This is a genomic window from Mesorhizobium sp. WSM4814, from assembly GCF_055811595.1.
This window is the reverse complement of the sequence record NZ_JBVVQT010000011.1, coordinates 1-11,958: the sequence shown is the minus strand read 5'-3', so window position 1 is coordinate 11,958 and position 11,958 is coordinate 1. Positions and strand designations below refer to the sequence as shown.

Annotated in this window: 10 protein-coding genes and 3 pseudogenes; 7 read left to right on the top strand and 6 right to left on the bottom strand. The window is 59.0% G+C overall.

The window, feature by feature from the left end:
- Positions 1-8: 8 nt before the first annotated feature.
- From AC0L2V_RS17840 to AC0L2V_RS17815, 6 genes and pseudogenes are all read right to left on the bottom strand, one after another.
- Positions 9-954, bottom strand: a protein-coding gene (locus AC0L2V_RS17840) for an IS630 family transposase (protein WP_473520739.1) whose coding sequence is annotated in 2 segments (ribosomal slippage) — positions 9-824 and positions 826-954 — 945 coding nt in all. Because the reading frame shifts where the segments join, the coding sequence is not laid out codon by codon here.
- A gap of 172 nt (positions 955-1,126) precedes the next feature.
- Positions 1,127-1,355: pseudogene (locus AC0L2V_RS17835) on the bottom strand (nucleotidyl cyclase domain-containing protein); the annotation flags it as partial.
- A 236-nt stretch (positions 1,356-1,591) separates the two neighbouring features.
- Positions 1,592-2,221: a 3-oxoacid CoA-transferase subunit B gene (locus AC0L2V_RS17830; protein WP_473520738.1), complete on the bottom strand. Its 630-nt coding sequence runs from the start codon at positions 2,219-2,221 to the stop codon at positions 1,592-1,594.
- Positions 2,222-2,236: 15 nt separating this feature from the next.
- Positions 2,237-2,971, bottom strand: coding sequence for a CoA transferase subunit A (locus AC0L2V_RS17825; protein ID WP_473520849.1), 735 nt, complete (start codon positions 2,969-2,971; stop codon positions 2,237-2,239).
- 149 nt (positions 2,972-3,120) lie between these two features.
- On the bottom strand, positions 3,121-3,873 hold the full coding sequence (locus tag AC0L2V_RS17820; RefSeq protein ID WP_473520737.1) for an acetoacetate decarboxylase: 753 nt from the start codon (positions 3,871-3,873) through the stop codon (positions 3,121-3,123).
- 1,165 nt (positions 3,874-5,038) lie between these two features.
- Complete coding sequence (locus AC0L2V_RS17815) at positions 5,039-5,965, bottom strand: LysR family transcriptional regulator (RefSeq protein WP_473520736.1); 927 nt, start codon at positions 5,963-5,965, stop codon at positions 5,039-5,041.
- 116 nt (positions 5,966-6,081) lie between these two features.
- Here AC0L2V_RS17815 and AC0L2V_RS17810 point away from each other — a divergent pair, with 116 nt between their 5' ends.
- The 7 genes and pseudogenes from AC0L2V_RS17810 to AC0L2V_RS17780 form a co-directional block, all read left to right on the top strand.
- Positions 6,082-7,068, top strand: a complete 987-nt coding sequence (locus AC0L2V_RS17810) for an NAD(P)H-dependent flavin oxidoreductase (RefSeq protein ID WP_473520735.1) — start codon at positions 6,082-6,084, stop codon at positions 7,066-7,068.
- Between the two features lie 61 nt (positions 7,069-7,129).
- Positions 7,130-8,485 carry an MFS transporter gene (locus tag AC0L2V_RS17805; protein WP_065011452.1) on the top strand — a complete coding sequence of 452 codons (1,356 nt, stop codon included), beginning with the start codon at positions 7,130-7,132 and terminating at the stop codon, positions 8,483-8,485.
- Entirely contained in the window at positions 8,416-8,742 is a 327-nt protein-coding gene (locus tag AC0L2V_RS17800) for a tautomerase family protein (RefSeq protein WP_473520848.1), read from the top strand. The genes AC0L2V_RS17805 and AC0L2V_RS17800 overlap by 70 nt, the downstream gene beginning before the upstream one ends.
- Positions 8,743-8,831: 89 nt before the next feature.
- The gene (locus tag AC0L2V_RS17795; protein ID WP_473520734.1) at positions 8,832-9,728 is read left to right on the top strand and encodes an alpha/beta hydrolase family protein; all 897 of its coding nucleotides are present in this window, start codon (positions 8,832-8,834) and stop codon (positions 9,726-9,728) included.
- A gap of 725 nt (positions 9,729-10,453) precedes the next feature.
- Positions 10,454-10,597: pseudogene (locus tag AC0L2V_RS17790) on the top strand (IS6 family transposase); the annotation flags it as partial.
- Positions 10,582-11,129: pseudogene (locus AC0L2V_RS17785) on the top strand (transposase); the annotation flags it as partial. The pseudogenes AC0L2V_RS17790 and AC0L2V_RS17785, both read left to right, overlap by 16 nt.
- A gap of 428 nt (positions 11,130-11,557) precedes the next feature.
- The coding region (locus AC0L2V_RS17780; protein WP_473520733.1) for an apurinic/apyrimidinic endonuclease family protein at positions 11,558-11,958 on the top strand (401 nt) is incomplete at its 3' end.

The window sequence follows — 11,958 nt, the reverse complement described above, 5'->3', positions numbered from 1 at the left end:
TTTCGCATTTAGGTTGACTTGTAGCCTGCGTTTTCGATGTAGTTTCGGCATTCCAGTGGGGTGACGGCATCCAGGGTTGCGGCGATGGCGTTGTGAACGGCCTCGACGCTTCGCCTGGCGGCGCGACGCATGAAGTGCTTGAGCTTGGCGAACAGCTGCTCGATCGGATTGAGATCGGGGCTGTAGGGCGGCAGGAAGAACAGCCGCGCGCCGGCGGCCCTGACGATGCCGCGTACGGCAGCGCTCTTGTGGGAGCCGAGATTGTCGAGCACGACGATGTCGCCCGGCTTCAAGGTTTTGATGAGTTGCGTTTCGACATAGAGGCGGAAGGCCTCGCCGTTGATGGGCCCATTGAGCACCCAGGGTGCATCAACGCGATCATGTCGCAGCGCGGCGATGAAGGTCATCGTCTTCCAATGGCCATATGGCGCGTGGGCGACAAGCCGCTTGCCGCGCGCGCCCCAGCCACGTAGCGGCGCCATGTTGGTCTTGACCCAGGTCTCGTCGATGAAGACCAGGCGTGTTGGATCAATGCGGGTCTGATAGCGGGTCCATTGCGCGCGCCGGCGCGCCAGCTTCGGCCTGAGCTGCTGGCCGGCAGAACGGTTTTTTTTGAAGCTCCTGCCCTCGCGATGCAGGAAGCGGCCGACGCTCGCAGGATGGACATTGAGGCCGCGCTCGGCCAGTGCTGCCGTCAGTTGATGAAGCGTCACGTTCGGATCGCGCTCGACTTCGCCCAGCACGAACAGCCGATGCGCGCCGCCGATCAGATACGGCCTGTGGCCGCCCATCTTGCCGGGCGCCGCGCTGCCCAGGCGGCGCTTGCGCGGCCGCCCACTTGATCACACTCGAAACCGCCACCTTGAGCGCCGCAGCCACCTGGTAGCTCGTCTCGCCCGCCTCAAGCCGGGCCATCGCCCGCTCTCGCAGATCCATGGAATAAGGTTTCGTCATCTCCCGACCTCCACACGGTCAGGACATCGAATCTGATTTGCTCCAACTTGGGAATCCAGATTCGGTCAAAAGGCGAAGCGCTCTAACGATAGACAATGAAGCGGTGGTGCGGCTAGACGTGTTGTTTTCCGGCATGTACGCCTGCAGTGCCTCCGGTTAGCACAAATGGCTCACGACGGGCAGGCACACCGAGCTCCAGCGTATAGACGCGGATCGGCTCAGCAATGTTCTTAGGGGGTCGAGCCGGCTCCGCACCTGACGGTAGGCATCTTCCGACAGGCAAGTAGTTCCTGGTTTCGGTATGCCCTCCAACGAGCGGCGGTATTGACGCCATCGCCCATCAAGTCGCTATCGGCTTCTTCGACAACATCGCCGATGTGAATACGGATGCAAAGTTCGATTCAACGCTCTACCATCTCCCCAGGCACCCTTGGGGGACCTAGCTGAGAGAGTGTTTGCGCCAGCAAGCGATCCGTTCGCGACAGCGACCGTTCTCAGCGAATTGATCGCGCGGGAAGAAGAAAAAAGCCGAGAAGATGCCGGCCTCATCGGTGCGGCTGGAGAGGATGACCGGGAATATCGAGGCCGTCGTCGCGCCATTTTTGCGGGCTTTGAACGCGCGTTCTGGGGCCGCCGATCAGTTGACGATTGTCGCCTCCGTTGCATTGCGCAGTTCGCTTTCGGTTACGCCATTGGCGACCTCCACAAGCCTCAGGCCTCCTTCAACGACATCTAAAACGCCAAGGTTCGTGATGATTCTGTCGACAACCGATTTGCCGGTTAGCGGCAGAGTGCACGCCTTCATCACTTTGGACACCCCCGCCTTATTTGTGTGGTCCATCACCACGACGACGCGCTTGACGCCGGCGACCAGATCCATTGCTCCACCCATGCCCTTCACGAGCTTTCCGGGGATCATCCAATTCGCGAGGTCCCCGTTCTCGGCTACTTCCATGGCGCCGAGGACCGCCATGGCGATCTTGCCGCCGCGGATCATTGCAAAGCTCTGCGCCGAGTCGAAGAAGGCGGAATCTGGCAGTGCGGTCACCGTTTGCTTGCCGGCATTGATAAGATCGGCGTCGATCTCCTCCTCGGTCGGGAATGGACCAATACCGAGGAGGCCGTTCTCCGACTGCAGCGTTACATGGACGCCGTCCGGAATGTAATTGGCGACCAACGTGGGAATTCCGATGCCGAGATTGACGTAAGTGCCGTCTTCAAGTTCTCGTGCAGCCCGCGCCGCCATTTGGTTTCTGTCCCAGGCCATTTCTCTCCCCTTCCCTCAAGCCGCCGCACGCGTCGTGCGTTGTTCGATCCGTTTCTCATGCTCGCCCTGGACCAGGCGATGCACGTAGATCCCCGGCAGGTGGATCTGATCGGGATCGAGGCCGCCAACAGGAACGATCTCCTCGACCTCCGCGACGCAGATGTTGCCGCAGGTCGCCGCCGGCGGATTGAAGTTGCGAGTTGTCTTGCGGAATACGAGATTGCCGGACGTGTCTGCCTTCCAGGCCTTGACTATCGAGAGATCCGCGACGATGCCGGTCTCGAGCACATATGTTTCGCCGTTGAAGGTTTTATGCTCCTTGCCCTCGGCTACAACCGTGCCGACGCCTGTCTTCGTGTAGAACCCTGCGATACCGGCACCACCGGCACGCATTCGTTCGGCGAGCGTTCCCTGCGGGTTAAACTCCAGCTCCAGTTCGCCGCTCAGATACTGGCGCATGAGCTCGGCGTTCTCGCCGACATAAGACGAGATCATCTTCTTTATTTGCCTCGTCTTCAACAGGACACCAAGCCCGAAGTCGTCGACGCCGCAGTTGTTCGAGGCTATCGTGAGGTCCTTGGTACCAGCTTCCAGAACAGCGCTGATCAAAAGCTCAGGAATACCACAGAGGCCAAAGCCGCCAGCCGCTATGCACATTCCATCGAACAAAAGCCCTTCAAGTGCCGAAGCAGGGCTGCCAAATACTTTTTGCACGTCATCACTCCGATCTAGCTTACGAGGCGGACTCATGGTCGTCGCAACAGCCATCGCACGGCCACGCCTCGGCGAACGGCACACGGAAAACTTTCCGCAACGGCTTGATACTGCTTCGTCCGAGCCAACTTGCTTTGTTGCCCTACTTATTTTGCTGCTCGTTCTCTGATCACCTTGGCTTGGGTTCACGCCGTCTGCGGTTCCGCCAGATAGTCGTGAACAACCGTGCCGAGGCCGAGTGTCAGATCCGCGATGAAATGGGCGGCTGAAACGACCTCCAGAACCGGCAGTTCGGCAACGGGCGCGAGTGCATGCGGCCGTAAGTCCAAGCCTGCGGGAGCACCCCATGCGCCCTTCAACGTCACGTCCTCCATCTTAAGGCGTACCAGCTCGCAGACGCGCAGGCTGCCATCGACATGCGGGATAATCTTCAGGAGGAATGTCGGCTGACACAGCGAGGCCAGCACCTCGCTGTGGTCGAGCGCCCAATGTTTAAAGCCCATGGTGCCTGTTGCGATCCGGACCGGGCCGTAGTCGAGGGTGCCGACCAGTGTGTCCCCATAAATCTCTAACGCAGGATGCGCATATTTCTTGGGGAATCCCCACAACTCACGGCCACCCAAAATGGGCGGTCCGTCGTCCAAATACATGGCATGCGAATAGCCGCCGATCACGTCGTTAAACCTAACGGGAATGACCTGGCCGGACTCAATATAGCTTCCGAAGCCCGCAGAGTCGGGCATGCGAATGAACTCAAACTTTACCAAGGGATCATCGAATTCGAGCGGCTGAGGGACTACCGCACGTAGCAGGTCGGGGTCCGTCCGGTAGGTGATGATAAGGTACTCGCGGTCCACGAAGCGATATGGCCCCGTCGGGTAGGCGGGGCTCGTCAGCGGCATAGAATAGGCTTGCGCACGCACATCTTTGAACTTCAAGGCTTTTACTCCCCGGCTGAGTGCTGCATTCCGGATCCCGGACGCTCACACTGCTAAGATCTACATGAACCACGCAAGGAACATGCCAAGGTGTAACGATTTGATTTTGCTGTATTTTTAAGATTCCCAGAACGGCCGCTCGGCTATTGGATCTTGATATGTCCTTTTTTGTAAGTATCCCGCCATTGCGCCATCGGCGACAACAGGTATCGGCCTAGGGCTTGTGTATACGCGGGAATTTACTGAGGCTCCGAAATAACCACCGACCGGGTCGGGCACCTCTGGGCACCGTTCCTATCCCCTTCCCATGGGGCGCATCTATGCCATTGAGCGTATTACATACGTTCGAGGTAAACTAAGCATTCGCCGGCGTGTCGGAGATGGTCCATGCCGCCAGGGGCGCGCCAGGGGCCATGATTGAAGGGGTAGCCCACACTTCTGACGAGTTCATAGCCGCCCACCCCGGCTATTACCGACTTGCCGACGCAGCCGATCGCGCCGTGGACCAATTCAGTGTGGCCGAGGCCGACGAAATCGTCATCGATGATAAAGTCGCCGGCTACCGGGTTTCCGATTACCTGGCTTGGGGCGGGCACGTTCTCAGGCCTGTCAGCCGACGACAGCGAACAGTGTCGGATGAGCTGTCCTTATCGGTCGGCACACGGAAAAGTCTATGCCGATCCTGAGCTTTGAGAAGCTTCCGTCTGCGCATCGCCCGACTCCATCACCATACTCGATGAAACGATGCCAAACTGGGCGGCACATACGTCAGCCTTGGCTACAGCTATCCACAGAGATCAAGTGCAAGGCGACCGATATCGCACTCGGGTTCTCGCTAGGCATCCCGAAGATGGGGCACTCGGCTGCGCGGGTCACCCTCGACGACAGTCACACTTACTGATCTCGATTTGATTGTTGAACCTCGGTCTTAAGAGCAGCAGTGCTGACCTCAAGCTCCTTAACCGATGTCGAAATGAGTTTGGCCGCATGGCACGCGCAAGCGGAGCACCCTGGCCAGCCATTGTGCTCCAATCCGTGCTCATTCCTTGCTTTTTGCAGCAGCATGCAGCGCCTTTCCAGCATCGTAGGCGATCTCTGGGCAAACGGACCCTACGAGCTGCCGACGATTCCGTCTGACTGACCCCTTGTTTTTGCTCCACCTTTCCTAAGCCCGCTGCAGTTGTCGCACCGGCTCTGGTCTTGCCGGCTGAGGCCGTGAATGCGCCTCAGACGCCACCGTCATAAAAGCCTGAAGTGCCGCGGAGAGATACTCGTCGCTCCGCGTCACAAAAACAGTCGGCGCCGACCGCAGGTTGTCAGGTAGCTGGTGTATGATGACCTGTCCGTCGGCTGCCGCATCCTGAACGACCCCCCGAGGTAGCATGGCCATCCCTACCCCGGCGGCGACGCAGCCGATGATCCCGTCCATTGTTCCGAGTTCCATCCAGCGGACATGCGTTACCCCACACGCCGCCAGGAACATGTCCATGCGCCGGCGGTAGGAACAGCCCGATCGAAAGGCGAGGACCTTCAGAGCCGGTGATGCGGCCAAGGCCTTTAGATCCGAAAGCTCGCGAAACCGCGGCGATGAGATCACAACGAGCTCCTCTTCGACGATCGATAGGCTTTTCAGTTCGGGATGAGCGATGGGGCCGGAGACGAACGCGCCATCCAGTTTGCGTGCGACGACCTCGCTGACGAGCTGTTCCGTCGGGGCAGCCTCCACCAGTACGTCGACCTCTGGATATTCTGCAGCATAGCGGATCAGGATCGGCGGAAGGCGAAGCGCTGCAGTGGTCTCCATCGAGCCGATCCTGAGTAAACCGCACGGCGTACCGCGGTCTGTGACGACGCGCTTGGCTTCGTCCAGAAGCTCTCCGACGCGCTCGGCATAGGGAACGAGCTGAATGCCGGTGGCTGTCAGTGTAACCCCTCGCCTGGAGCGATGAAAAAGCGGAGCACCGATTTCCTCCTCAAGCGATTTTATTCTCGCGGTGACGTTGGATTGCACCGTGTTGAGTACACCGGCAGCCCCTCCGATACTGTTTGCTCTCACAACCGCCTGGAAAAACCTGAGGTCGGCGCTGTTCATCAGCCATCTCCTTTTCAGATGAAAAACATCTGATCTAATCGTTTGTCTTAAGTCAAGTGTCGCAATAGCGTCAAAGAAAAATTTCCGGGAACTTCCTCAAGCTGGGAGAAGTATAGATGACGATACGAACGCGTCTGACAGAATTTTTCGAAATCGAGCATCCCATCATCCTTGCCCCGATGACCCCGGCCGCGGGTGGCGCGCTTGCGTCTGCCGTCGCCGACGCCGGCGGTCTGGGCCTGTTGGGTGGGGGATATGCTGATCGTCAATGGTACGAAACAGAGTCGTCGCTGATCACCAATGAACGCGTTGGCTGCGGGTTCATCGCCTGGGCAGTCGAAGCCGACCTTGATCTGTTTGACCGCGTACTTGCGGAGCGTCCGTCCGCGATGATGCTTTCGTTTTCGGATCCGGCGAAGCTCGCGGCACGGGTCAGGCAGGCGGATGTTCCGCTGATTTGCATGATCCACACACTCGAACATGCCCGGCGCGCAATCGACGTTGGCGCCGACGTTCTTATTGTACAGGGGACCGAGGCCGGCGGCCATGGCCTGGTCGCGCGGTCAACCATGCCCTTCGTTCCCGCAGTCGTGGATCTGGTGGCAAAGATTTCGCCTTCTGTCATTGTCGTGGCGGCAGGCGGCATTGCCGACGGTAGGGGCCTGGCCGCTTCGCTGATGCTCGGAGCAGACGGGGTCCTGATGGGAACCAGGTTCTGGGCTACGCGAGAGTCGCTCATCCATCCGGCAGCCAAGGACAAGGTAGTCGCTGCCTCTGGCGACGAGACAATCCGGACTTCCGTCTACGATATCGTCCGTCAGAAGGCCTGGCCCGCTGGCTATACCGGCCGACTGCTCAAAAACGGCTTCATCGACAAGTGGCACGGGCGGGAAGAAGAGCTGCGCACGCTGCATTCCGAAGAATTGTCGAAGGTCGAGGCGGCATGGTCCTCCGGCGACTATGACACGGCCAACGTGACTGTCGGTGAGGCGGTGGGCCTCATCAACGATCTGCCGTCGGCGAAGGACATCGTTCGCCGAACGGTGCGCGAGGCAGGCGAAAGACTTGGGGTCTACGCATTCGATCAGCGCATCGCGAGCTGACTTACCACGGCCCTGAAGAGAGGGCCGACTGCTTTCAAAAACATAAAAGGGGAACTGCAGCATGCAACAGCTACAGGAAAGGGGCGACTCCGTCCGCAAACCAGGTATCTGGACCGTCGTCCTTGCATCAAGCGCCGGCACTGTCATCGAATGGTACGACTTCTATCTTTACGGCAGTCTGGCGATTTTCTTCTCAACGCTCTTCTACCCTGCCAATGAACCGACGGCAGCTGTTCTGATCAGCGTCGCAACCTTTGCCACAGGCTTCCTCGTGCGCCCATTAGGAGCCCTGCTGTTCGGCAGCATCGGCGACCGCGTCGGACGCAAGAGCACGTTCTTGATGACGCTCATTCTGATGGGCATTGCGACCGCGCTCGTCGGCGTCTTGCCAACCTTTGAGACCGCGGGATATTTCGCGCCGATCGCTCTTGTGGTCCTTCGGCTGATCCAGGGATTGGCGATCGGCGGCGAATACGGCGGCGCCGCCGTTTACGTTGCAGAACACGCACCGGCGAACCGGCGCGGGTTCTTCACGAGCTTTATCCAGACAACGGCAACCGTCGGCTTTTTTCTGGCGATTGTCGTCGTGCTTACGTGCCGGCTGTCGCTCGGCGAAGAACTCTTCAAGCAATGGGGTTGGAGAATTCCGTTCCTGCTATCATCGGTTTTGATCGTGCTGTCCCTTTATCTGCGCCTCAAGCTGAGCGAATCCCCGGTCTTCGAGGAGCTTCGCAAAGGCGGGAAGACCGCAAAGAGCCCAATCCGTGAGAGTTTCGCCACCGGTCATGGCGTGCGTTATGCAGCCTTTGCACTGTTCGGGGCGACCGCTGGCCTGGGGTGCGTTTGGTATACAGGCCAATTCTACGCACTGTATTTCTTGCAAAGCGTGCTGAAGCTTGACTTCCTGACAGCGAACATTTGCCTTGCTGCTGCTTTGGTGATCGGAACGCCCCTGATCGTTTTCTTCGGCGCCTTGTCTGACCGGATCGGCCGCCGCAAGTTGATTGTCACCGGTTTCATTCTGGCAGCCGCGTTCTATGTTCCAATCTATCAGGGCATCGCCGCCGCCGTCGCTGCCCAGAACTTCGTTTTGGTAACAGCGCTGATCGTCGCCCAACTCGTTTTCGTCGGATTGGTCTATGGCCCTATGGCAGCTTTCCTCGTCGAGCTCTTCCCGGCGAAATTGCGCTACACCTCGCTCTCGCTGCCCTATCACATCGGCACAGGCGTGTTTGGCGGCTTTGTTCCCCTCATCAACCTGTCGCTGGTTGCCTACACGGGCAACATCTATGCGGGCCTGGCCTATCCCATTGCGATCGCGATCATGAGCGCAGTCGTAAATGTTCTCTGGTTCCCCTGCGCGCTGGCTGGGGAGCCCGAGGCTGCCCCAACCGGCCTACCTGCGAGGGCAATCTGATTCTTCACTGGGACGCCGAGAGCGCGTCCCCGCCCTGGCTGATCATTATCGAGGTGATCTCGCGAGCGCGGTCAACTGACGACAAACAGCCCTTCCATCGTTTCGTTGCAACAGGGCTTTTGGATGTGTGTGCGATCGACCCTGCAGATGGTGTGGTCAGCATCGTAGAAAATGGTGACGCGGATTGGTCCTTCGGGCTTGGTCGAGCTCAATTCATAACCGGCGAGCTTCGCGGAAATCAGGCATCGCGGCGGTGAAAGACGTCAATGTCTAATGCCAGCCCGATACGGCCGCGCCATCAGCTTTGACCGGCCGCGCAAATTCAAACAACAAGGAGAGAGCAGCTATGAAACAGCTACACCGAACCGTTGCAACGTCACTGGGAATGCTGATGACAACTTTTTTAGTTTCGGCGCAAGCCAAGGAGGCCATCATTAAGTTCCAAGTCGAAGGCCAGACAATCGTAGGCACGATGGTCACGCCGGATGATGTCGCGAATCCTCCCGTCATCCTGATGCTTCACGGTTTCACCGGCAGCCGCAACGAATGGAGTGCGGAGGCGGTGAAGGAAGGCCTGTTTGGGCGTGCCGCGCCGGTGCTCGCAAACAATGGCATCGCTTCGCTTCGGATCGATTTTCGCGGCAGCGGCGCGAGTGACGGCAAATTCGAAGACATGACCGTCGAAACCGAGATAACGGACGCACAAGCAGCGCTCGACTTCCTATCGGCGAATGACAGCATCGACGGCAAACGTATTTCGTTGATGGGAATGAGCCTGGGCGGTGCGGTCACGACAGCAGTTGCCGGCCGGACGAAAACGCCTTTAAAGTCTGTCGTGCTCTGGAACCCCGGCATCAATCTTCCGGCAGCGTTCATCTCTATATTTGGCGAGAAGCAGATGGCGGAAGCTGTGACAGCGGGCGATAAAGTCTATCCGGCCAAGCGCGTCGGAGATGGGAAGGAAATTCCCTTGAAAGGCCGCTTCTTCGAGAGCCTCTACGCGGTGCAGCCTGCCGGCGAAATCTCGCGCTACAAGGGGCCGCTGTTCCTCGCGGTCGGCACGCGCGATAGCATCGTCTTTCCCCAACCCGTTCTCGCCAAGTCGTTGCTGGCTTATCACGACGGTCGGGAAGAACTGTGGGCTGAACCCGTTGATCATGGCTTCGGCGTTGAACAGAGTGCCAAGACCGTGGACAAGCTGATCTTAGCGACGGTCGCCTTCCTAAAGTCCAACGGCGAATAGCCTGCGCGTCGAACGGCGCTCGCTCGGCCGCCAATTCCGCCGGAATTGGCGGCGTCCTAGCGAAAGCGGTAACGCTCGCCTGTCGGTTATCCTTCATGCAGGATGCCTGCCCGCGTGAACCTGCCCGGTTCCCGAGTACATCCGCCCCGTGACGACCGGAAGTAAAATTCGAGCTGATCGTAGGCCGCTCGCTGGCGGAAGACGGCGCGGCTATGATCGCGAGCTGCAACGGCGTACTCTTGACCCTCTCAAGAAGCACCCAATCAGGATATTACCTTTCGTACCGGCAGTTGGGAAGAAGTCCGGTCGCACGCGGAAATGATCGCAGGCGAGCGAGCATGTCCTCGACTGGTTTCCATATCCCATGCGCAATGGAAGCCGCTTCCTTCCGCGGCTAACCTGATCCTGCCCCGTAACTGCGCGCAGGATTGCTGGCCGGCGTCGCCATCGTCGAGCGCGCCGGGCCTGCGATGCTCGAGATGCTTCACGCCCGTACGAGGGGAGCATGAGGATTTGTGGGGCGGTCAAGCCGCGCGGACCATTTCGCCGTTCTAGTGATTGTCGTTCGCCATGCCGGGATACCATTGCCGGAAGGTCGACCGCAGGGAGCCATCGAGGGTCTGCGTGCGGGTTTTCAGCAGAAGATGTGCGCCGAGGCTGTGTTGCAAAGTCTTCGGTAACCAGGCGCATGGCACGGCCTCTGGTAGTTTCGCCGGAGAGTTCAGATGTTCAAGGGCCGCCATTTCGACCAGTCCGTCATTCTGCTTTGCGTTCGCTGGTATCTGGCCTACGGCTTGAGCCTTCGCGATTTGAAGGAAATGATGGCCGAGCGCGGCATCAGTATCGATAGGCGCCGGTTATGGCCATGGTGCAGCGACCAACCGTCGTCACGACCGGCGCTCCGGCCGGTGACGCGCGTGCCGCGGTCGTGACCGGTCTCTCAGCGCGAGCAAGCGACGCGTCATTGAAGCGCAGATCGAGTCGAGAGCTCATTTGATGAGCGACGAGTGGAAAAGCATTCATGGCCATTGGTGAGAGCTTTGCCAAGCAGGAGACCGTGAAGCATTCCAGTGGTGAGTATGTTCGCGATGCCGTCCACGTCAATTCGGTAGAGGGCTTCAACTCCCGCGTCCGCCGTACCATCGCCGGCGTCTTTCATCATATCAGCCAGCAGCATGCCGACCTTTCCACGAGGTTGGCTTCCGATGGTCACAGCGCGTGGTATCCGGGAGCGCCGTTCGGAAAACCCGGCATGGTCTAGAAGTCTTGAGGGCCATCTGGTCGCGCGTGCCGCCGGCGCTGCAGCTACTGAGCGTTTTTCGCGTCGCCACGGGGCGTCAGATGCGCCGAAGCCTGGGTGGAGGAATCATCAACAAATCAACCGTAGCTGCCTTTGGTTGATAAATGCCTCGTACGATTTTGAGCAGTTCTTGTTCCGACCCATCATGCGAAGATCGTGTGACTGTCCAAGTTTTGTCAAAACGAGAGGCATCCCACAGATGGGGCACTCGGCTGCTGCGGGTCACCTTCGACGACAGTCACACTTACTGATCTCGATTTGATTGTTGAACCTCGGTCTTAAGAGCAGCAGTGCTGACCTCGAATGAGTTTGGCCGCATGGCACGCGCAAGCGGAGCACCCTGGCCAGCCATTGTGCTCCAATCCGTGCTGTTTGCTCTCACAACCGCCTGGAAAAACCGGAGGTCGGCGCTGTTCATCAGCCATCTCCTTTTCAGATGAAAAACATCTGATCTAATCGTTTGTCTTAAGTCAAGTGTCGCAATAGGGTCCAAGAAAAGTTTCCCGGAACATTGAAGGAAAGCCAAGCCATGCGCCAAGCAGCGCCCCGCTTTGCACTCGACCACATGGCGACGCTCGGATTCGACGTCAGGGCACTTTTCGCTTTTGCCCGTGACCAGGGCCTGACCGATGTCCAGATCCGCAGCCAACAGCGCAGCAATGCTATTGCACGCGGCATGCCGGCGGCGGACGTCCGGTCTGCCGCCGCCGAAGCAGGCGTTGGGATTATTTCCATCAATGCCTTGCAGCGCTTCAACGAGTGGACTCCCGCCCGCAAGGCCGAGGCGAGCAAGCTCGCCGATTATGCGGCGGCCTGCGGAGCCAAGACACTCATGCTGGTGCCGGTCAACGATGGCTCCTGGCCCGCCAATGGCGAGCGCCGGGGCGATCTCCGCTTTGCCTTGAAGGCGCTCAAGCCGATCCTCCAGTC

Bases quoted from the DNA above. Each gene is read 5' to 3' on its own strand.
- AC0L2V_RS17815 (WP_473520736.1), bottom strand. From the start codon at position 5,965: ATGAACAGCGCCGACCTCAGGTTTTTCCAGGCGGTTGTGAGAGCAAAC.
- AC0L2V_RS17805 (WP_065011452.1), top strand. From the start codon at position 7,130: ATGCAACAGCTACAGGAAAGGGGCGACTCCGTCCGCAAACCAGGTATC.
- AC0L2V_RS17810 (WP_473520735.1), top strand. From the start codon at position 6,082: ATGACGATACGAACGCGTCTGACAGAATTTTTCGAAATCGAGCATCCC.
- AC0L2V_RS17795 (WP_473520734.1), top strand. From the start codon at position 8,832: ATGAAACAGCTACACCGAACCGTTGCAACGTCACTGGGAATGCTGATG.
- AC0L2V_RS17825 (WP_473520849.1), bottom strand. From the start codon at position 2,971: ATGAGTCCGCCTCGTAAGCTAGATCGGAGTGATGACGTGCAAAAAGTA.
- AC0L2V_RS17830 (WP_473520738.1), bottom strand. From the start codon at position 2,221: ATGGCCTGGGACAGAAACCAAATGGCGGCGCGGGCTGCACGAGAACTT.